This is a genomic window from Streptomyces anatolicus (assembly GCF_019400875.1).
In the GTDB taxonomy this organism is placed as follows: Bacteria; Actinomycetota; Actinomycetes; order Streptomycetales; family Streptomycetaceae; genus Streptomyces; species Streptomyces anatolicus.
The window spans coordinates 1-19,138 of record NZ_WMBF01000089.1; the positions used below are offsets into that span (position 1 = coordinate 1).

Consider the following 19,138-nt stretch of genomic DNA (forward strand, 5'->3'; position numbering starts at 1 on the left):
ACGCGCCCGGGGATACGCCCCACGACCCACCCCCCGCGCCCCTCCGAGCAAGCCCCGACGGTGCGAAAAGGCCGCTCACGGGCCCGCCCGCCAGCGCACCCCGGCGCACAAAAAAGATCGCGCTGGACCCGGCGGAGTCCAGCGCGATCGAAGACGACGCACCCATGCGGCTCAGGCGGGCGTGGATCCCGTTGGGGCGGGACCCTCGTCGTGTGTAGCTATATGTCGGACGTACGACCAGGTTGGGGGACCCGGCAGTAGTGGTGCTCTTCGCCCGAGTTGTGCGGGTTACTGCTGGTTGAGCGGTACTTCAGGCGTACGTCAGGCCTCGCTGCGCTGCTGCGGGATACCCGCGAGCAGTGCGCGGACCTCAGCCTCGCGGTAACGGCGGTGTCCGCCGAGCGTGCGAATCGACGTGAGCTTGCCAGCCTTGGCCCAGCGCGTCACCGTCTTCGGGTCGACGCGGAACATCGTGGCGACCTCAGCCGGGGTCAGCAGCGGCTCGGCATCAGGGGTGCGAGCGGTCATGAGCGGCCTCCTCGGGAGAACCGAACCTTCTCGGTTCATTCCTCTAAATTCTGCACCTTGACCCGCGTTGCCCGAAATGGCGGACGCGAGTCGAGTCGGTTATAGGACGAACGGCTTGTCCTCGGCACTACAACTACACCATCCGTCCAGCCACGTCGGCCAAACCGATGGAATTGCCCTCCCAGGTGTTCATCACCGACGGAAGCCGATGGACCATGCCATAGCGGACAGTCACGCCACCGTGACGATCAGTCACAGAGCGATCAGGAGTCAACAGACCCCCCATAGAGTGCAATGCTGAGCATTCCGCCCGTACATGGGCGGAAGGAGCCCTCCCCGGGCTCCTTGTCCTATTTTGGCACGAGGGGGGGCGATGGGCGCAAGGGCGCAGTAAAGTGCGGTCCGTCACGCTTGACACAAAGGCCCGGATCGGGACCTACGTCCCATCAGGCGTTGACCGCGGCCTCTCGGTTCACGAACCAGTTCACGAACCAGTTCACGCGTCAGTTCGCGAATCAGTTCGCGAACTGGAGATGCCGGACCGCCCGCCACCGCTCCACGAGCCTCGCATACGCCTCGCCGGCCCCCTCCCCGTCGCCGGCGCGCAGCGCCTCGATCCCCTCCGCGACATCCGCCGCCGAGTGGTCCCCGTCCAGCTCGTCGGCGGAGAGGGCGTGCACAAGCCCGCCGTAGTCCAGCTCGACCAGGGAGCGCGGGTGGAACTCCTCCAGCCACCGCCCGACATCCATGAGCCCCTCGATGAGCGGCGTCTCGTCCAGCGCGTCCCGCAGCGCCTTGAGACCGCGCGCGACCCGGCGCCGGGCCTGGACCATCGGCGTGCGGTAACGGAGGACCGGCGGGGCGCCGGGCGCCCCCTTGTCGTCCTTGCCCTCCCCCTTGTCGTAGCGGCGCTCCTTGTCCGATACGAGGACGAACCAGTGCAGCGGCACCTGCCACGTCGACGTACGGATCCAGGGCCGCGCGTCGGGGTTGCGGGCCAGCCACTCCTCGTAGTCCGCGGCCGTCTGGCTGCGCAGCACCGGCGGGAGCACCGCGTCGAGGACCGGCGTGGGCAGCTGGCCCGCCAGTTCGCCCATGGCCTGCCAGCCGCGCAGCCGGGTCCGCCACGGACAGACGCACAGCACGCCGTCGACCTCCAGGAGGAAGGCGTCACTGCTCTCGTGCACGGGCACCGGCACCGGCGGCGTCGACACCAAGTCGGCGAGCGAGCGCCGGAGTTCGTCCTGGTACGAGGGGCGGTCCGGGCGGCGGGCGTAGCGCGCCCAGTGGTCGCGCTCCGGCTCGGGGAAGGCGGCCAGCGGCTCATAGACGCGCAAGTACGACGCGTATGGGACCGTCACCGATGACACCTTGGGCACGGCTGCTCTCTCCCCCGGGTACGGACCCGAAAACACTACTGATCGCGCCATGGCTGAACAGCGCGGTGGACAGGCTCTAGTCTCATGCCCAACGGGCCCCCGCCACCCGTACGGGAACCCCGTCCACCGCCGCTACTCGACCGGGAGTCACCACAGTGACCGATGCAGACAACGGCGTCCTGCACACCCTGTTCCACTCGGACCAGGGCGGCCATGAGCAAGTAGTGCTCTGCCAGGACCGCGCCAGTGGCCTCAAGGCCGTCATCGCCCTCCACTCCACCGCCCTGGGCCCCGCCCTCGGCGGCACCCGCTTCTATCCGTACGCGAGCGAGGAGGAGGCCGTCGCCGACGCGCTGAACCTCGCGCGCGGCATGTCGTACAAGAACGCCATGGCCGGGCTCGACCACGGCGGCGGCAAGGCCGTGATCATCGGTGACCCCGAGCAGATCAAGAGCGAGGCCCTGCTCCTCGCCTACGGCCGCTTCGTCGCCTCGCTCGGCGGCCGGTACGTGACCGCGTGCGATGTCGGCACCTACGTACGCGACATGGACGTCGTCGCGCGCGAGTGCCGCTGGACGACCGGGCGCTCCCCGGAGAACGGCGGCGCGGGCGACTCCTCCGTGCTCACCGCCTTCGGTGTCTTCCAGGGCATGCGGGCCTCGGCCCAGCACCTGTGGGGCGACCCGACGCTGCGCGGCCGCAAGGTCGGCGTCGCGGGTGTCGGCAAGGTCGGCCACCACCTGGTCGAGCACCTCCTGGAGGACGGCGCCGAGGTCGTGATCACCGACGTGCGCGAGGAGTCCGTGAACCGGATCACGCACAAGCATCCGTCGGTGACCGCGGTGGCGGACACCGACGCGCTGATCCGCACCGAGGGGCTCGACATCTACGCCCCCTGCGCGCTGGGCGGCGCCCTGAACGACGACTCCGTACCGGTGCTGACCGCGAAGGTGGTGTGCGGGGCGGCCAACAACCAGCTCGCGCACCCGGGCATCGAGAAGGACCTGGCCGACCGGTCGATCCTCTACGCGCCCGACTACGTGGTGAACGCGGGCGGCGTCATCCAGGTCGCCGACGAGCTGCACGGCTTCGACTTCGACCGGTGCAAGAAGAAGGCAACGAAGATCTTCGACACCACGCTGGCAATATTCGCTCGCGCAAAGAATGACGGCATTCCGCCGGCCGCGGCGGCCGACAGGATCGCCGAACAGCGGATGGCCGACGCCCGCTGAGGCCATGATCCGGCGCCCGCCGACGCGACTGGGGAGACAAGACTCACCCCCGTCGGCGGGTCGCCCGGCAAGAAGAGGTTAAAATCGCAGTTGACCAGCGAGGACGGGGCTCCTCGCGGGTTCTGCGCCGAGGCGCGTCCTGCGGGCGACGTACCGTATGGCCGCAGGAGCAGGTACCGTGGAAGCCCTACGGACCGGTCTCTCCGAGGAGAGTCCGTCCTAGATCATGAACGCGTGTCAAGACTCTGGGGCCGTCGAGCCCCGTATCCGAGGGGGTCGAGCCATGGGGCGCGGCCGGGCAAAGGCCAAGCAGACGAAGGTCGCCCGCCAGCTGAAGTACAGCAGCGGCGGGACTGACCTGTCGCGTCTGGCCAATGAGCTGGGCGCTTCGACTTCGCAACAGCCGCCGAATGGCGAGCCGTTCGAGGACGACGACGAGGAAGACGACCCGTACGCCCAGTACGCGGATCTGTATAACGTCGACGACGAAGAGGACTCCGACGAGTCCGGTCCGTCGTCGCAGCGCCGCGGCGCTTGACCTCGTTGTAGCGACTGCACTTCACCCGGTCCGGGGTGGTCTCCACACCGGACCGGGTTTTGTGCTGCCTTGAGCCCGTCCCGCAGGGCTTACTTGGCGTAGTCACCGATCATGGCCGCGCCCGTCGCGTGCTCGCCGCGCTCGGTGATCTCACCGGCGACCCAGGCCTCCACACCGCGGTCGGCCAGGGTGGTGACCGCCGCGTCCGCCGACTCCTCGGGGACGATCGCGATCATGCCGACGCCCATGTTGAGTGTCTTCTCCAGTTCGAGCCGCTCCACCTGGCCGACCTTGCCGACCACGTCGAAGACCGCGTCCGGGGTCCACGTCCCGCGGTCGACGATCGCGTGCAGACCGTCCGGGATGACCCGGGCGAGGTTCGCCGCGAGGCCGCCGCCGGTGATGTGGCTGAAGGCGTGGACGTCCGTGGTGCGGGTGAGCGCCAGGCAGTCCAGGGAGTAGATCTTGGTGGGCTCCAGCAGCTCCTCGCCGAGCGTGCGGCCGAACTCCTCGACGTGGCGGTCGAGCGCCCAGCCGGCGCGGTCGAAGACCACGTGCCGCACGAGCGAGTACCCGTTCGAGTGAAGACCGGAGGCGGCCATGGCGATGACCGCGTCACCCTTACGGATGCGGTCGGGGCCGAGCAGGCGGTCCGCCTCGACCGCGCCCGTGCCGGCGCCCGCGACATCGAAGTCGTCCGGGCCGAGCAGGCCCGGGTGCTCCGCCGTCTCGCCGCCGACCAGGGAGCAGCCGGCGAGGACACAGCCCTCGGCGATGCCCTTCACGATCGCGGCGACGCGCTCGGGGTGGACCTTGCCGACGCAGATGTAGTCGGTCATGAACAGCGGCTCGGCGCCGCAGACGACGATGTCGTCCATGACCATCGCGACCAGGTCGTGGCCGATGGTGTCGTACACGCCCATCTGGCGGGCGATGTCGACCTTCGTGCCGACGCCGTCGGTCGCGGAGGCGAGCAGGGGGCGCTCGAAGCGCTTGAGTGCGGAGGCGTCGAAGAGCCCGGCGAAGCCGCCGAGGCCGCCGAGGCCCGCGACCTCCGGGCGCTGGGTCTTCTTGACCCACTCCTTCATCAGCTCGACGGCGCGGTCGCCCGCCTCGATGTCGACGCCCGCGCTTGCGTAGCTGGCACCAGTGGTCTCAGACATGACGGTGAGAACTTTCGTGTCGTACTGCTCGTACTGCGGGTGTCTTACGGGCGGCGGATCGCGTCGGCGGCGGCTGTGCTCGCCGGGCCCGCGGCCAGTTCCGTCTCCAGAAGCTGCTTGCCGAGCAGCTCGGGGTCGGGGAGGTCCATCGGGTACTCGCCGTCGAAGCAGGCGCGGCAGAGGTTCGGCTTGTCGATGGTCGTGGCCTCGATCATGCCGTTGATGGAGATGTACGAGAGGGAGTCGGCCCCCAGTGATGTGCCGATCTCCTCGATGGTCATGCCGTTGGCGATCAGCTCGGCGCGGGTCGCGAAGTCGATGCCGAAGAAGCACGGCCACTTCACGGGCGGGGAGGAGATCCGGATGTGGACCTCGGCGGCGCCGGCCTCGCGGAGCATCTTGACCAGGGCGCGCTGGGTGTTGCCGCGGACGATCGAGTCGTCGACGACCACCAGCTTCTTGCCCTTGATGACTTCCTTGAGGGGGTTCAGCTTCAGGCGGATGCCGAGCTGGCGGATGGTCTGCGAGGGCTGGATGAACGTACGCCCGACGTAGGCGTTCTTGACCAGGCCCGCGCCGAAGGGGATGCCGGAGGCCTCCGCGTAGCCGATCGCGGCGGGGGTGCCGGATTCGGGGGTCGCTATGACCAGGTCGGCGTCGGCCGGGGCCTCCTTGGCGAGCTTGCGGCCCATCTCGACGCGCGAGAGGTAGACGTTCCGCCCGGCGATGTCCGTGTCGGGGCGCGCCAGATAGACGTACTCGAAGACACAGCCCTTGGGCTTCGCTTCCGCGAATCGGGACGTTCGCAGGCCGTTCTCGTCGATGGCGACGAACTCGCCGGGCTCGATCTCGCGGACGTAGGAGGCGCCGCAGATGTCGAGCGCCGCGGACTCCGACGCGATGACCCAGCCGCGCTCGAGGCGGCCGAGGACCAGCGGGCGGATGCCCTGCGGGTCGCGGGCCGCGTACAGCGTGTGCTCGTCCATGAAGACGAGGGAGAACGCGCCCTGCACCTGCGGGAGGATCTTGGCGGCGGCTTCCTCGATGGTCAGCGGCTTGCCGTCGTCGTCCACCTGCGCGGCGAGGAGCGCCGTGAGGAGGTCGGTGTCGTTGGTGGCCGCCACGCGTGTGGTCCGGCCCTCCTGCTTGGGCAGGTCGGCGACCATCTCGGCGAGCTGGGCCGTGTTGACGAGGTTGCCGTTGTGACCGAGCGCGATGGAGCCGTGCGCGGTGGCACGGAACGTCGGCTGGGCGTTCTCCCAGACGGAGGCGCCAGTCGTCGAATAGCGGGCGTGACCGACCGCGATGTGACCCTGGAGCGAGCTGAGGGAGGTCTCGTCGAAGACCTGGGAAACGAGGCCCATGTCCTTGAAGACGAGGATCTGGGAGCCGTTGCTGACCGCGATTCCCGCGGATTCCTGGCCCCGATGCTGGAGGGCGTAGAGCCCGAAGTAAGTGAGCTTTGCGACCTCTTCGCCCGGAGCCCAGACACCAAAGACGCCGCAAGCGTCCTGGGGGCCCTTCTCGCCGGGAAGCAGATCGTGATTGAGTCGACCGTCACCACGTGGCACATCATCGAGTGTAGGCGAGATCGACCACTGGTCCGAATTGGGGATACGACCCTTGTACGGAGGGTGAGCGCGGCCGGATCGCCGCCTTGGTGCTGCGGGCTCACGACACCTCTGTGAACTGGGACGACAGCCTTGTGAACAGCGGCGGGCGAGCGTTGACGCCCGGTCCGGCGCGGCAGAAGGCTCCTGGTCCATGCGATCTCATGGACTGTCACGGCCTGCCGGGCTCTCCCGGCGTTCCTTCGCCGGCGGGGTGGCGGGCACGGCCGCCGCCGTCGGCATGGGTGCCGGGCCCGCCGATGCCCGCGCGGGTGCGCCCGGCGCCGCCGCCCCGGACACCGCCGAGCGCCCCTTCGCCGCCGCGCGCGGGCGGCACTCGAAGCGGCCCAACATCCTGTTCGTCCTCGGCGACGACCTCGGCTGGGCCGACCTCTCCTCGTACGGCTCACCGCACATCGACACGCCGCACCTGGACCGTCTCGCCCGCCAGGGGGTGCGGTTCACCGACGCCTACTCCGGGTCCGCGACCTGCTCGCCCACCCGCTTCAGCCTGTACACGGGCCGCTTCCCCGGGCGTACGAAGGGCGGGCTCGCGGAGCCGATAGCCGACAGATCGGTGGGGCTCGAACCGACGCATCCCACGCTCGCCTCGCTGCTGCGCGGCGCCGGGTACGCGACCGCCCTGATCGGCAAGTGGCACTGCGGGTATCTGCCGGACCACTCCCCCACCCGCTCCGGCTGGGACGAGTTCTTCGGGAACTTCGGCGGGGCCCTGGAGTACTACTCGAAGCTGGGGCTCGGCGGGGAGTACGACCTCTACGAGGGCAGGGTCCGTGAGGGGGACGCCGAGTACAAGGACCTGCGGTACTACACGCGCGTCCTCACCGAGCGGGCGAGCGAGTACGTACGCCGGGACCACGGGGCCCGGCCCTGGCTGCTCAACCTCAACTTCACCACTCCGCACTGGCCGTGGATCGCGGACGGCGACGAGGAGCGGAGCGCCGAGGTCGTACGCAGGATCAAGGCGGGCGAGAAGGGAGCGCTCTGGGACCGGGACGGCGGATCCGTCGAGAAGTACGCGGAGATGGTCGAGGACCTGGACCGGTCCGTCGGAGAGGTGCTGCGCGCGCTGCGGGAGTCCGGGCAGGAGCGGGACACCCTGGTGTTCTTCGCGTCCGACAACGGCGGTGAGCGCTTCTCGTACAACTGGCCGCTGTCCGGCAACAAGGGCTCGCTGAAGGAGGGCGGCATCCGGGTGCCGACCATTCTGCGCTGGCCGGCGCGGGTCGACGGCGGGCAGGTCAGCCACGAGCCCGTCTACACCCCGGACTGGACGGCGACACTCCTGGAGGTCGCCGGTGCCCGGCCGGATCCGGCGTATCCGCTGGACGGGACGAGCCTCGCGCCGTACCTGCTCAGGGGCGCGCGGCCGGCGGAACGTGACCTGTTCTGGCGGGTGCGCGGGGAGCGGGCGCTGCGGCGCGGCGACTGGAAGTACTACCGGGGTCCCGGCGGCGCCGACCAGCTCTTCCATCTCGGCGAGGACCTGCGGGAGCAGGCCGACCGGGCGCGGGCCGAGCCGAAGCGGCTCGCCGCGCTCAGAGCGGCCTGGGAGAGGACCGACGCCACGCTGCTGCCGTATCCCGCGGCCTGAGCCCGGGCGCCGCCGCTACTTCTCCGGGCTGTTCCGTCCGGCGCTCGCGGGGTCGCCGCTCGCGTTGATCACCGTGCCGTCGGCGGCGGTGAGTTTCAGGGTGTTCCGCTCGATCTCGTAGCGCGCCGGGCCGTCGAAGAGCTTCAGGAGCTTGCGCTCGGTGGCCATCGTGTCGCCCGGGCACAGCTTGCGGGTGGTGGCCGGGGCGCCGAAGGTGAGGCGGCCGTCCTTGGCATCGGCCTTGGCGGTGACGTCGTTGCAGCCGAGGTTGCCGCGGACCTTGCCGTCCTCGCCGAAGGTCAGATGTACCTTGCCGGAGACGTCCTTCGGCAGCGGCGCGGCGCTCTTGTCGCCGCCGACGGCGGCCACCTTCCACTTGGTGCCGGTGAGCGGGGCGTCGGGCTCTCCGGCGCGTGAGGTGAGGTCCACGTGGTCCCCCTTGGCGGTGGTGAGGGTCAGCCGGTCGCCGTCGACCTTCGCGGTGAGCTTCTTCTCGGCGAGGGCGCGCGTGAGGTGCTCCTCGAACTTCATCCGGCCCTCGGGGCAGGCCCGCTTCGTCAGCCTGGTCTCGCCGAAGTGCAGGGTGTCGCCCTTGATCTTCACGTCGGCGCCGGCGGAGTTGCAGCCGAAGCTGCCGCCGGCCCGCCCGTCCTTGCCGATCTTGAGGTAGGCGTCGTCGGGGGCGTCGTACTTCTTGCCGCCCACGGTGACGTCGGCCACGTTCCACCGGATGTCGGTGAGGGGCACCTCGCTCTCCACGGAACGGCCGCCGGAGCCGCCTTCGGAGCCGGCTCCCGACTCGGTGCCGCATGCGGTGAGCAGCAGCCCGGCGGAGGCCAGCGCGGTCAGGGTCAGGGTCAGACGCTGCGTGTGCATGGCGATGGGACGGAACAAGTGGGGGTGTCGGTTCCATCCACCCCCGTTGGGCTAGCCCATGATCGGCAGCAGTCCCGAAAGGTCGGCCCGCTCCCCGCTCGCGCTGACCCGCGCCCCGGCGAGGGCGCTCGCCCAGTCCGTGCGGCCCGTGGCGAGGCGGATCCAGGTCAGCGGGTCGGTCTCGACGACGTTCGGCGGGGTGCCTCGGGTGTGGCGCGGGCCCTCGACGCACTGCACCACCGCGTACGGCGGGATCCGCACCTCCGTCGACGCTCCCGGCGCCTTCAGCGCGAGCGCGTCGGCGAGCAGGCGGGCGCAGGCGGCCAGGGCCTGGCGGTCGTACGGGACGTCAAGGCCCGGCACCGCGTCGTTCAAGTCGTCGGTGTGGACGGTCAGTTCGACGGTACGGGTGACCAGGAAGTCGCCGAGGGTCATGGCGCCGAAACGGGAGGGCACGAGGCGCTGGTCGGGGGCGGCGGCCAGCGAGGCCTCGATGTCGGTGAGGGTGCGCGTGAACAGCTCGTCCAGTTCCGTGCCCGCGCTCTCCGCGAGGGCGCGGGTGTCCTCGTCGACCTGCGCGGCGGCCGTGACCGTCGCGAACGGCCAGTCCATGAGCGGCACTTCGTGCTTGACCGGTTCCGGGACGCTCAGATAGCGGTGGACGGTGCCGAGCACCATCGCGATGTGGGCCGCCAGTTCGTGGACGGTCCAGTCGCCGAGGCGGGTCGGGCGGGCGAGTTGCTCGGGCGTGAGGGTGCGCACGGCTTCTCGTACGTTGCCGAACTGGGCGAGCACGGCGGTGCGGATCTTGGCGGAGTCGTACGTACGCGTGCGCTTCTTGGCCGGTGGCATGTGCCGAGCCTAAGCGTTCCCGGGGTAGCCCTGAAGGCCGTTTTCGACCTGTCCGAAGACGCGTTCCGCGGACTCGGCGCAGTCCTTCGCGATGTCGTCGAGGGTGTCGCCGAGGAGGGTGCGCCGATGGTTCTCCGTGATGAGCGCGTTCCGGGCGCCGATGAGCTGGGCGGCGGCGACCCGGGCGAGGAGCGCGTCGTCCGTCTCCTCGGAGAGGGCGTCCGTGAGGAGCTGGACGCTGCGCATGTGGAAGATCACCATGCGGTGCGCGAGGGTCGGCGTCTCGTTGATCAGCTGGCGCACCTTGAGGCTGCGCGGGTCGCCGCTGAGGCCGATCGACGGGTCGAGCGCGCCGACCTGCTCCAGGAACTGGCGGCGCATGGCGGCCACCGCGGACTCGCCCGGCAGGCGCTCGCGCACCGCGCGGGCCGGGTCCCCGGCGTGCTCCTCCAGCGGGCCGACGATCACGCCTTCCTTGGTGCCGAAGTAGTTGAAGACGGTCATCTTTGACACCTCGGCCGCCTCGGCGATCTCCGCCACGGAGACGTGGTCGAAGCCACGCTCGGAGCAGAGGTCCACGGCGGCCTGCCAGATCCGCGCGGCGGTCTGCCGCTTCTTGCGCGCGCGCAGCCCCAGCTCCTCAGTCATGCGGGTCACGGTACCGGGGTGACGTCCTCGCCCACCGCGAACGTCTCGCCGCCGCCGGGCACCCCGACCCCGCGCCAGCTGAACGGCACGCCCCGCGCCACGTTCAGGTCGGGCCCGTCCATCAGCTGGAAGTGCAGATGCGGCTCGGTGGAGTTGCCGGAGTTCCCGCAGCTGCCGAGGTGCTGTCCGGCCACCACCTCGTCGCCCGCCTTCACGGCCAGCGAGCCCTGCTTGACGTGCGCGTACATGGCGTACGTGCCCCCGCCGAGGTCGAGCACCACGTGGTTGCCGACGACGCGGCGGGTCCCGCCGACGGTCCTGCCGATGCCCTCGGCCAGGAAGAAGTACAGGAGCGCGGCGAGGGAGTTGCGGCTGAGGTGGTCGCGCTGGCCGTCCTCGGCGTGGACGACGGTGGCGTCACCGACCGCGAGCAGCGGCGCCCCGAACGCGGGGAAGGCGTGGTTGCGGCGCGCGATCGGCCAGAGCCAGGCGAAGGCCGGGCGGGCGGGCCCCTCCTCCGGTACGGCCACGATGTCGATGGCGTAGGTCTGCCCAAGGCCGTGCGTGCCGTGGCTCGGCACCTTGTCGGCGGGGCTGTTCAGCGCCGACCAGCGGCCGGAGACGGGCGGGTCGACCTCGACGGGGGCCGGGGGGTCCGCCACGATCTGCCGGCTGACGTCCCGGCGCCGGAGGGCGCCGAGCGCGAAGACGCCGACGATCGGGATCCAGCCCACCCAGTACGGGTACGGCAGCTCCATGAAGAAGCCGGCGACCACTTGGACGAAGACGTACAGCGCCAGCAGGCGCTGAAGCACCCCGGTGAACTTGCGCATACCTATGGACATGTCGTTCCCCCTACTGCGGTCGGTGCGGTGTGCTGTGGTGGTGCGCCTACTGCGGTGAGTGCGTCTGCTGCGGTCGGTCAGGGACGCGCGGCGGAGAGCATCACGAGCAGCGGCACGACCCGCCCCGCCGGAACCTCGTGGCGGCCGCGTCCCGTGCTGTGCAGCCAGCCCGCGCCGGTCAGTTGGCGCAGGTGGTGGTAGATCTGGCCAGTCGTGCCGATGTCGTCGAGCGCGGCAAGCTCGGCGGCAGTGCTGGTGCCCGCGAGGATCTCCGCCAGCAGCCGCAGCCGCACGGGGTTGCCGAGCGCGGCGAACGAATCGGCCGCCTCGGACCAGTCGTCCTCGAACAGCGACTCGGTGAGCCGGCCGTACTGCCACTCGTACCGGTGCCCGGTGGGCACTCGCACGGCTCCGGTGAACAGGACGGCACCATCCGCGTCCTGGGCCACCGGATGCCGTGCCTTCAGCGCTTCGAGGGCCCAGAAGTCGCCCTCTTCCACGGCGGGCACGGCCGGGCCCGCGCTCTCCAGCTCCGCCATGCGCCGCTCAAGCTCGGCGACGCGCGCCTCAAGATCCATGTATGGAGCTTACGTAATTACGTAATTTCGATCAAGGGCAACTTTCGCCGCACCCGCCCCCGGGCACGACGAAGCCCCCGCCCGGACGGTGAGGTCCGGACGGGGGCTTCGGCGGGGGCTTGGGCGAGGCCTTTCAGGAGGCGACCGTCAGGCGAAGAGCCCCGGAATCGTCCCCTCGTGCGCCTCGCGCAGCTCGCTCAGCGGCAGCGTGAACTCGCCCTGCAGCTCGATCGCGTCACCGTCGACGACACCGATCCGCGTGGCGGGCAGACCCCGCGCCCCGCACATGTCGGTGAAGCGCAGCTCCTCGCTGCGCGGCACGGCGACGACCGCGCGCCCCGCCGACTCGGAGAACAGGAAGGTGAACGCGTCCAGGCCGTCCGGCACGACGAGCCGGGCGCCGCGCCCGCCGCGCAGACAGGACTCGGCCACGGCCTGCACCAGACCGCCGTCGGACAGGTCGTGCGCGGCGTCGATCATGCCGTCGCGCGAGGCCGAGATGAGGATGTCGCCGAGCAGCTTCTCGCGGCCCAGGTCGACCTTGGGCGGAAGCCCGCCGAGGTGGTCGTGGACCACCTGCGACCAGGCAGAACCGCCGAACTCCTCGCGTGTATCACCGAGCAGGTAGAGGAGCTGGCCCTCTTCCTCGAAGGCGATCGGCGTGCGGCGCGCCACGTCGTCGATCACGCCGAGCACGGCGACGACCGGCGTCGGGTGGATGGCCGCCTCACCCGTCTGGTTGTAGAGCGAGACGTTGCCGCCGGTCACCGGGGTGCCCAGCTCCAGGCAGCCGTCCGCGAGGCCGCGGATGGCCTCGGCGAACTGCCACATGACGTCCGGGTCCTCGGGCGAACCGAAGTTCAGGCAGTCCGAGATCGCGAGCGGCTTGGCGCCGGAGGCGGCGACATTGCGGTACGACTCGGCGAGCGCGAGCTGGGCGCCCGCGTACGGGTCGAGCTTCGCGTACCGGCCGTTGCCGTCGGTGGCGATGGCGACGCCGAGGCCGGTCTCCTCGTTGATCCGGATCATGCCGGAGTCCTCGGGCTGGGCGAGGACGGTGTTGCCCTGCACGAAACGGTCGTACTGGTCGGTGACCCAGGACTTCGCGGCCTGGTTCGGGGCCGAGACCAGCTTGAGGACCTGCGCGCGCAGCTCGTCCGCATTGGCCGGGCGGGCCAGCTTGTTCGCGTCGTCGGCCTGGAGGGCGTCCTGCCAGGACGGGCGCGCGTAGGGCCGCTCGTAGACCGGGCCGTCGTGGGCGACCGTGCGCGGGTCGACGTCGACGATCTTCTCGCCGTGCCAGAAGATCTCCAGGCGGTCGCCGTCGGTGACCTCACCGACGACGGTGGCGATAACGTCCCACTTCTCGCAGATCTCCAGGAAGCGGGCGACCTTGCCCGGCTCGACGACCGCGCACATCCGTTCCTGCGACTCACTCATGAGGATCTCCTCGGGAGTGAGCGTGGAGTCGCGCAGCGGTACGTCGTCCAGCTCGACCCGCATACCGCCGGAACCGTTCGACGCCAGCTCCGAGGTGGCGCAGGAGAGGCCCGCGGCGCCCAGGTCCTGGATGCCGACGACCAGCTTCTCGGCGAAGGCCTCCAGGGTGCACTCGATGAGGAGCTTCTCCTGGAAGGGGTCGCCGACCTGGACGGCGGGACGCTTGGAGGGCTTCGTGTCGTCGAAGGTCTCGCTCGCCAGGATCGAGGCGCCGCCGATGCCGTCGCCGCCGGTGCGGGCGCCGTAGAGGATGACCTTGTTGCCGGGACCCGACGCCTTCGCGAGGTGGATGTCCTCGTGCCGCATGACGCCGATGGCACCGGCGTTGACCAGCGGGTTGCCCTGGTAGCAGGCGTCGAAGACCAGCTCGCCGCCGATGTTCGGCAGGCCGAGGCAGTTGCCGTAGCCGCCGATGCCCGCGACCACGCCGGGCAGCACGCGCTTGGTGTCGGGGTGGTGGGCGTCGCCCATCCGCAGCGGGTCCACGACCGCGACCGGGCGTGCGCCCATCGCGATGATGTCGCGCACGATGCCGCCGACGCCGGTGGCCGCGCCCTGGTAGGGCTCGACGTACGAGGGGTGGTTGTGCGACTCGACCTTGAAGGTGACCGCGTAGCCCTGGCCGACGTCCACGACGCCCGCGTTCTCGCCGATGCCGACGAGCATCGCGTCGTTCTCGGGGACCTTCTCGCCGAACTGCCGCAGGTGGACCTTGCTGCTCTTGTACGAGCAGTGCTCGGACCACATCACGGAGTACATGGCCAGCTCGGCGCCGGTGGGGCGGCGGCCGAGGATCTCGCGGACGCGCTCGTACTCGTCTTCCTTCAGGCCCAGTTCGGCCCAGGGCAGCTTGACGTCGGGCGTCTCGGCCGCGTGCTTGACGGTGTCCAGAGTCATGCGTTGACCAGCTTCTTCAAGACGGAGGTGAAGAATCCGAGGCCGTCGGTGCGGCCGGTCCCGACCAGGGGCTCGACGGCGTGCTCGGGGTGCGGCATGAGGCCGACCACGTTGCCCGCCTCGTTGGTGATGCCGGCGATGTCCCGGAGCGAACCGTTCGGGTTCGTGTCCAGGTAGCGGAAGGCGACGCGGCCCTCGGCCTCCAGCATGTCCAGGGTCCGCTCGTCGGCGGTGTACTGGCCGTCGATGTTCTTGAGCGGGATCGAGATCTCCTGGCCGGCGGTGTAGTCGGCGGTCCAGGCGGTCCGGTCGCTCTCCACGCGCAGCTTCTGCTCGCGGCAGATGAAGTGCAGGTGGTTGTTGCGCAGCATCGCGCCCGGCAGCAGGTGCGTCTCGGTGAGCACCTGGAAGCCGTTGCAGATGCCGAGCACCGGCATGCCGGCCTTCGCCTGCTCGATGACGGACTCCATCACCGGGGAGAAACGGGAGATGGCGCCGGCCCGCAGATAGTCGCCGTAGGAGAAACCGCCGGGCAGCACCACGGCGTCGACCTGCTTCAGGTCCTTGTCCTTGTGCCAGAGCGGCACGGCCTCGGCGCCCGCCACACGGACGGCGCGCTGGGTGTCGCGGTCGTCGAGGGTTCCGGGGAAAGTGACGACTCCAATTCGAGCGGTCACTTCTCTTCCTCCGCCTTCTCGTCCTCCACCTTTACGACGAAGTCCTCGATCACGGTGTTGGCGAGGAAGGTTTCCGCCATCTCGTGGATACGGGCGAGGGCCGCGTCGTCGACGGGTCCGTCCACCTCGAGTTCGAAACGCTTTCCCTGACGTACGTCGGAGATGCCCTGGAAACCGAGGCGCGGCAGTGCACGCTGCACCGCCTGGCCCTGGGGGTCGAGGATCTCCGGCTTGAGCATGACGTCGACTACGACGCGTGCCACTGGCACTCCCGGTGTGTGGTGCTTACGTGTGCTGCACGGTGCTGAGCAGGTGCCTTCAGACTACCGGCACAAAATTTCTACTCGCGTAGATTCGTAGAAACCTACGTGATGGCGGTCACTTCACGCGATCCGGCAGGTTTCGAACGGGGTATGTTCACCAAGAATCCAGGAAAAGATCACGGATCCACATTGCGGACGGACACGCGGAGATATTCGGCCGGGCTTCACAATGCAATGCCAGGCACTGTACAAAGGAATTGGCAATAGTCGATACTTTGCCCAAAACAGCCGGACAGTCGGCATCACCGCACGTCAGCGCGGTGGAGCCGCACGAAGGGATCGATATTCGTGGCGCAGCGTGTCGTAGTCACACTCTTTGACGACATGGACGGCGGGGAAGCGGCGGAAACGGTCGCCTTCGGGCTTGACGGCAAGTCGTACGAGATCGACCTCAACCAAACCAATGCCAAGAAACTGCGCACGGCACTCGCCCCCTACCTGGAGGCGGCCCGCAAGCACTCGAAGTCCGGGAAGGTCTACCGGCACACCGCCGTCTCCCCCGACCCGTCGGCCGTCCGGGCCTGGGCCCGCTCGCACCAGATGGACGTCCCGCCGCGCGGCCGCATCCCCAAGCGGGTCTACGAGGCCTTCGACGCCGCCAACTGACCCCGCGCCCACCAGGGACCCGAGCCCCTCGCGGCAACCGACTTGCGCTGCACCCCCGCTGGTCAGCTAGAGTCTGGAGCACGCCGAGGGGCAAGGCCGAAAGGCCAAACCTCACGGAGTCGTGCGGGTGTAGTTCAGTAGTAGAACATCCCCCTTCCAGGGGGAAGGCGCAGTGTGCAATTCCTGTCACCCGCTCCGCATCGCTTACAAACCAGTCCTCTGGTTGCGGTAAGCTGATGCTCGCGCCGACCGGTGAAAGCTGGTCGGAGGCAATGCGAACGTAGCTCAGTTGGTAGAGCGCAACCTTGCCAAGGTTGAGGTCGCGAGTTCGAACCTCGTCGTTCGCTCCAGTGAACAAGGCCCCGGTCGATCCGACCGGGGCCTTCTTCGTGGGCGCCGCGCGGTTCATGGGCCACCACCGCATGCTTCGCGGCCGCCGCACGCGGTGTGTCTCGCACCCGAGCGAGGTTGGTATAGTTGGCCTCGCGCCACGGCGCAGCGCGGACGTAGCTCAGTTGGTAGAGCGCAACCTTGCCAAGGTTGAGGTCGCCAGTTCGAACCTGGTCGTCCGCTCAGATGAAAGGCCCCGCTCCTCGGAGCGGGGCCTTTCCCGTTCTTGCTCGGCGCCCGTTCTTGCTCGGCGCCCGTTCTTGCTCGGCGCCCGCGCTACCAGGCCGTGCCGGTCAGACGCTCGTACGCCTCGATGTACTTGGCGCGTGTGGCGTCCACCACGTCCTCGGGGAGCGCCGGGGGCGGCTGCTCGCTCTTGCGGTCCCAGCCCGAGGCGGGCGAGGTCAGCCAGTTCCGCACGAACTGCTTGTCGTACGAAGGCTGGGCGTGCCCCGGCTCCCACTGGTCCGCCGGCCAGAAGCGGGACGAGTCCGGCGTCAGGACCTCGTCACCGATGAGCAAGTCCGCGCCGTCGAAGCCGAACTCGAACTTCGTGTCCGCGAGGATCAGACCGCGCTCGCGTGCGATGTCCCGCGCCCTGCCGTAGACGGCGAGCGTCGTCTGGCGCAGCTGGGCGGCGGTCTCCGCGCCGACCTGGCGGGCCACTTCCTCATAGCTCACGTTCTCGTCGTGCTCGCCGACCGCGGCCTTCGCGGCGGGCGTGAAGATCGGCCCGGGCAGCTCGGAGCCGTCGACAAGGCCCTCGGGCAGCGCGAGGCCGCAGACCGTACGGGTCTCGTTGTACTCCAGGAGGCCCGAGCCCGTGAGGTAGCCGCGGGCCACGCACTCGACCGGGACCATCTCCAGGGACTTGCAGACGAGCGTGCGGCCCGCCCAGTCGGCGGGGGCGCCCTCGGGCACGTCCGTGGAGATGACGTGGTTCGGCACGATGTCCGCGAGCTGGTCGAACCACCACAGGGAGAGCTGGGTGAGGACGCGGCCCTTGTCGGGGATCTCCGAGGGCAGCACCCAGTCATAGGCGGAGAGGCGGTCGCTGGCGACCATGACCAGCTCGCCCGCCTCGTTGCGGTACAGCTCGCGCACCTTGCCCGTGTGGAGGTGCACCAGACCCGGAACCTGAAGCGGCTCGGGCTTTTCTACGAATCCGGACACGGTTCCCTCCAGTGGTTCTGGCCAAGTGAGGTCGATTCTCCCGTATCGGGAGGGCGGTCTTGGCCAGGGGTTCGCGGAAGCGGGTCAGTCCCGTTTGCAGATGCGGTCCAGGAGGTTGGCCGTGGCGCGCTGGACGCGGGCGTCGACGTGACCCGGGCGGTCGAGCGCGGGGGACCAGGCGAAGGTGCCGGACGCGAAGACCAGGGCTCCCGAGGGGGAGCGGTACAGCGAGGTCTCCTGGTGGCGCCTGGCGCCCTCCGTGTCCGCGTACGGCGAGTGGGCGAGCAGGATGCGGCCCTGATGCTCGGGGAGGGCCGTGCGGGGGTAGTAGCGGTCGGCCTCGCCCGCGACCAGGCCCTCGATCTCGTCGCCCTCGTGCGCTCCCGTCGCCTCCCACAGCCAGTGGTCGGCGTTGCGTACGACGAGGGGGTGGGGCTCGGGGACGCGGCCCGCGTACTGGATGCCGAGCAGCTGCTGTTCGGCCGTGTTGTCGCCGTCGCGCTCGCGCCAGAGGGCGGACTTGCCGGGGCCGCGGCGCTTGCGGCAGGTGAGCAGGCGGTCCTCGACGCCGGACGGCGAGGGGCCCAACTCCACCTGCCAGTACATGGTGTTGGCCGAGAGGAAGACCAGCGAGGTGCCGCCGTCGCGGGCCAGCTCGGCGGTGCGGCGCATGGCCGGGGACCAGTACTCGTCGTGGCCCGGGAAGACCAGGCCTCGGTAGCGGGAGGGGTCGATGCGGCCGGCGTGCAGGTCGCGGGCGTCGGCGTACGCGAGGTCGTAGCCGTACCTCTCGGCCCAGCGGATGAAGTCGTAGGCGTGGCCCACGTGCAGGGGCAGGCCCGCGCCCGCGTACGGCCGGTCGAAGGAGACCGTGACGGCGGCCTCGCTCTCGCCGAGGAGACGGCCCTGCTCGTCCCAGGCGTGGTAGAGGCTGGCGCCCGTGCGGCCGTCCTCCGGGTAGAGGTTGTACGCCTGCCAGGTGACGTCGGGCAGGAGGAGCAGGAGGTCGGCGGGGTGGCTGTCGCGGACCGTGAAGGGCACGTGCGAGCGGTAGCCGTCGGCGGTGGTGAGCACCGCCACGTACGCCCCGATGCTCCAGTAGCTCGGGATCTGGAGGCGCCAGGAGAGCCACCAGTGGTGGCAGGAGACCGTGCGGTCCGCGGTGAGCGGGGGCGGCTGGACGATGCCGGAGAGGCGCGGGCTGGTGGTGATCTTGCTGGCGCCGTCGCCCCCGTAGTGCCCGATGCGGTAGATGTCGACGCTGAACTGCTGGGGCGGGTCGACCGTGACGTGGAAGTCGATCGCCTCGCCCGGGGCGGCGGCGCCGGTGGACGTGAAGCCTTTGATCTGGCGGCGCACGTCGTCGGCGGTCAGGGGGCCGCCGGTGCGGGGCGCCGGGATGTTCGCCCCCGGGGCCGGGGCGTGGTCGACGTACCAGGGCACGACTTTGCCGGTGTCGTCGAAGTAGTGCTCGGGTCCTCGCAGCCAGGGCAGGGGGCCCTGGCCGAAGGGGTCCGACACGGCGTGCGCCAGCGCGCCCGATTCCCAGCGGCGGATCGGCTCCTGCCCCACGTCTTCCCCTCCCTCGCTCCCCCGAGCCTGCGGCCCCGGCTGCTGCGTACGGTCCGGCGCCGCTCCCAGCACATCACATTACGCACGCGCTCCGTCACCGTTCGTCGCGAATTGACAGGAACGGAGGGAGGGGGTC

At 69.9% G+C, this 19,138-nt stretch carries 18 protein-coding genes and 3 tRNA genes; 7 read left to right on the top strand and 14 right to left on the bottom strand.

The genetic code is table 11. The annotated features are described in order from the left end of the window. Positions 1-321: 321 nt before the first annotated feature. Positions 322-528, bottom strand: a complete 207-nt coding sequence (gene bldC, locus GKQ77_RS11440; protein ID WP_003949541.1) for a developmental transcriptional regulator BldC — start codon at positions 526-528, stop codon at positions 322-324. A 515-nt stretch (positions 529-1,043) separates the two neighbouring features. Next, positions 1,044-1,907 (bottom strand): DUF8083 family protein, encoded by an 864-nt coding sequence (locus GKQ77_RS11445; protein WP_219688610.1) that lies wholly within the window; start codon positions 1,905-1,907, stop codon positions 1,044-1,046. Between the two features lie 155 nt (positions 1,908-2,062). On the opposite strand from GKQ77_RS11445, the gene GKQ77_RS11450 reads away from it, so the two are divergent. Both GKQ77_RS11450 and GKQ77_RS11455 read left to right on the top strand, forming a co-directional pair. Further along, on the top strand, positions 2,063-3,139 hold the full coding sequence (locus GKQ77_RS11450) for a Leu/Phe/Val dehydrogenase (protein WP_219688611.1): 1,077 nt from the start codon (positions 2,063-2,065) through the stop codon (positions 3,137-3,139). A gap of 283 nt (positions 3,140-3,422) precedes the next feature. Next, on the top strand, positions 3,423-3,677 hold the full coding sequence (locus GKQ77_RS11455; RefSeq protein WP_125513810.1) for a DUF3073 domain-containing protein: 255 nt from the start codon (positions 3,423-3,425) through the stop codon (positions 3,675-3,677). An 89-nt stretch (positions 3,678-3,766) separates the two neighbouring features. On the opposite strand, the gene purM is transcribed toward GKQ77_RS11455, so the two are convergent. Together purM and purF are read right to left on the bottom strand one after the other, a co-directional pair. Then, on the bottom strand, positions 3,767-4,840 hold the full coding sequence (gene purM / locus GKQ77_RS11460; RefSeq protein WP_219688612.1) for a phosphoribosylformylglycinamidine cyclo-ligase: 1,074 nt from the start codon (positions 4,838-4,840) through the stop codon (positions 3,767-3,769). 44 nt (positions 4,841-4,884) lie between these two features. Further along, positions 4,885-6,411: an amidophosphoribosyltransferase gene (gene purF / locus GKQ77_RS11465; RefSeq protein ID WP_219688613.1), complete on the bottom strand. Its 1,527-nt coding sequence runs from the start codon at positions 6,409-6,411 to the stop codon at positions 4,885-4,887. Positions 6,412-6,604: 193 nt separating this feature from the next. On the opposite strand from purF, the gene GKQ77_RS11470 reads away from it, so the two are divergent. Continuing rightward, positions 6,605-8,065 (top strand): sulfatase-like hydrolase/transferase, encoded by a 1,461-nt coding sequence (locus tag GKQ77_RS11470; protein WP_219688614.1) that lies wholly within the window; start codon positions 6,605-6,607, stop codon positions 8,063-8,065. Between the two features lie 15 nt (positions 8,066-8,080). Here the strand turns inward: GKQ77_RS11470 and GKQ77_RS11475 are convergent, their stop codons facing one another. From GKQ77_RS11475 to purS, 8 genes are all read right to left on the bottom strand, one after another. Next, the gene (locus GKQ77_RS11475) at positions 8,081-8,941 is read right to left on the bottom strand and encodes an META domain-containing protein (protein ID WP_219688615.1); all 861 of its coding nucleotides are present in this window, start codon (positions 8,939-8,941) and stop codon (positions 8,081-8,083) included. Positions 8,942-8,992: 51 nt separating this feature from the next. Beyond that, entirely contained in the window at positions 8,993-9,793 is an 801-nt protein-coding gene (locus tag GKQ77_RS11480) for a maleylpyruvate isomerase family mycothiol-dependent enzyme (RefSeq protein WP_219688616.1), read from the bottom strand. Between the two features lie 9 nt (positions 9,794-9,802). Further along, positions 9,803-10,441 (bottom strand): TetR/AcrR family transcriptional regulator, encoded by a 639-nt coding sequence (locus GKQ77_RS11485; RefSeq protein ID WP_219688617.1) that lies wholly within the window; start codon positions 10,439-10,441, stop codon positions 9,803-9,805. A gap of 5 nt (positions 10,442-10,446) precedes the next feature. Continuing rightward, entirely contained in the window at positions 10,447-11,280 is an 834-nt protein-coding gene (locus GKQ77_RS11490; protein ID WP_443728917.1) for a M23 family metallopeptidase, read from the bottom strand. Between the two features lie 83 nt (positions 11,281-11,363). Further along, positions 11,364-11,864, bottom strand: coding sequence for an ArsR/SmtB family transcription factor (locus GKQ77_RS11495; RefSeq protein ID WP_219688619.1), 501 nt, complete (start codon positions 11,862-11,864; stop codon positions 11,364-11,366). Positions 11,865-12,011: 147 nt separating this feature from the next. Continuing rightward, a complete protein-coding gene (purL, locus tag GKQ77_RS11500; protein WP_219688620.1) occupies positions 12,012-14,261 on the bottom strand; it encodes a phosphoribosylformylglycinamidine synthase subunit PurL in 2,250 nt (749 codons plus the stop codon). Then, entirely contained in the window at positions 14,258-14,938 is a 681-nt protein-coding gene (gene purQ / locus GKQ77_RS11505; protein ID WP_125513819.1) for a phosphoribosylformylglycinamidine synthase subunit PurQ, read from the bottom strand. The genes purL and purQ overlap by 4 nt, the downstream gene beginning before the upstream one ends. After that, the gene (gene purS / locus GKQ77_RS11510; protein WP_055533110.1) at positions 14,935-15,201 is read right to left on the bottom strand and encodes a phosphoribosylformylglycinamidine synthase subunit PurS; all 267 of its coding nucleotides are present in this window, start codon (positions 15,199-15,201) and stop codon (positions 14,935-14,937) included. Before purS ends, purQ begins: the two co-directional genes overlap by 4 nt. Before the next feature lie 348 nt (positions 15,202-15,549). Between purS and GKQ77_RS11515 the strand changes: the two genes are divergently transcribed. The 4 genes from GKQ77_RS11515 (at position 15,550) to GKQ77_RS11530 (ending at position 16,440) form a co-directional block, all read left to right on the top strand. Further along, positions 15,550-15,867: a histone-like nucleoid-structuring protein Lsr2 gene (locus tag GKQ77_RS11515; protein ID WP_219688621.1), complete on the top strand. Its 318-nt coding sequence runs from the start codon at positions 15,550-15,552 to the stop codon at positions 15,865-15,867. A 123-nt stretch (positions 15,868-15,990) separates the two neighbouring features. Next, positions 15,991-16,062: transfer RNA gene (locus tag GKQ77_RS11520), tRNA-Gly, on the top strand. Positions 16,063-16,141: 79 nt separating this feature from the next. Continuing rightward, positions 16,142-16,217, top strand: a tRNA-Gly gene (locus tag GKQ77_RS11525). Positions 16,218-16,367: 150 nt separating this feature from the next. Further along, positions 16,368-16,440: transfer RNA gene (locus GKQ77_RS11530), tRNA-Gly, on the top strand. A gap of 93 nt (positions 16,441-16,533) precedes the next feature. Here GKQ77_RS11530 and GKQ77_RS11535 read toward each other — a convergent pair. Both GKQ77_RS11535 and GKQ77_RS11540 read right to left on the bottom strand, forming a co-directional pair. Continuing rightward, the gene (locus GKQ77_RS11535; protein WP_219688622.1) at positions 16,534-17,430 is read right to left on the bottom strand and encodes a phosphoribosylaminoimidazolesuccinocarboxamide synthase; all 897 of its coding nucleotides are present in this window, start codon (positions 17,428-17,430) and stop codon (positions 16,534-16,536) included. Positions 17,431-17,514: 84 nt separating this feature from the next. After that, complete coding sequence (locus GKQ77_RS11540; RefSeq protein ID WP_219688623.1) at positions 17,515-19,002, bottom strand: N,N-dimethylformamidase beta subunit family domain-containing protein; 1,488 nt, start codon at positions 19,000-19,002, stop codon at positions 17,515-17,517. Positions 19,003-19,138 lie beyond the last annotated feature (136 nt).

What these genes read in the sequence shown, in the direction of transcription:
- GKQ77_RS11480 (WP_219688616.1), bottom strand. Translation starts at nt 9,793, where the DNA reads ATGCCACCGGCCAAGAAGCGCACGCGTACGTACGACTCCGCCAAGATC.
- GKQ77_RS11475 (WP_219688615.1), bottom strand. Translation starts at nt 8,941, where the DNA reads ATGCACACGCAGCGTCTGACCCTGACCCTGACCGCGCTGGCCTCCGCC.
- GKQ77_RS11455 (WP_125513810.1), top strand. Translation starts at nt 3,423, where the DNA reads ATGGGGCGCGGCCGGGCAAAGGCCAAGCAGACGAAGGTCGCCCGCCAG.
- bldC (WP_003949541.1), bottom strand. Translation starts at nt 528, where the DNA reads ATGACCGCTCGCACCCCTGATGCCGAGCCGCTGCTGACCCCGGCTGAG.
- GKQ77_RS11495 (WP_219688619.1), bottom strand. Translation starts at nt 11,864, where the DNA reads ATGGATCTTGAGGCGCGCGTCGCCGAGCTTGAGCGGCGCATGGCGGAG.
- purM (WP_219688612.1), bottom strand. Translation starts at nt 4,840, where the DNA reads ATGTCTGAGACCACTGGTGCCAGCTACGCAAGCGCGGGCGTCGACATC.
- purL (WP_219688620.1), bottom strand. Translation starts at nt 14,261, where the DNA reads ATGACTCTGGACACCGTCAAGCACGCGGCCGAGACGCCCGACGTCAAG.
- GKQ77_RS11470 (WP_219688614.1), top strand. Translation starts at nt 6,605, where the DNA reads ATGCGATCTCATGGACTGTCACGGCCTGCCGGGCTCTCCCGGCGTTCC.
- GKQ77_RS11485 (WP_219688617.1), bottom strand. Translation starts at nt 10,441, where the DNA reads ATGACTGAGGAGCTGGGGCTGCGCGCGCGCAAGAAGCGGCAGACCGCC.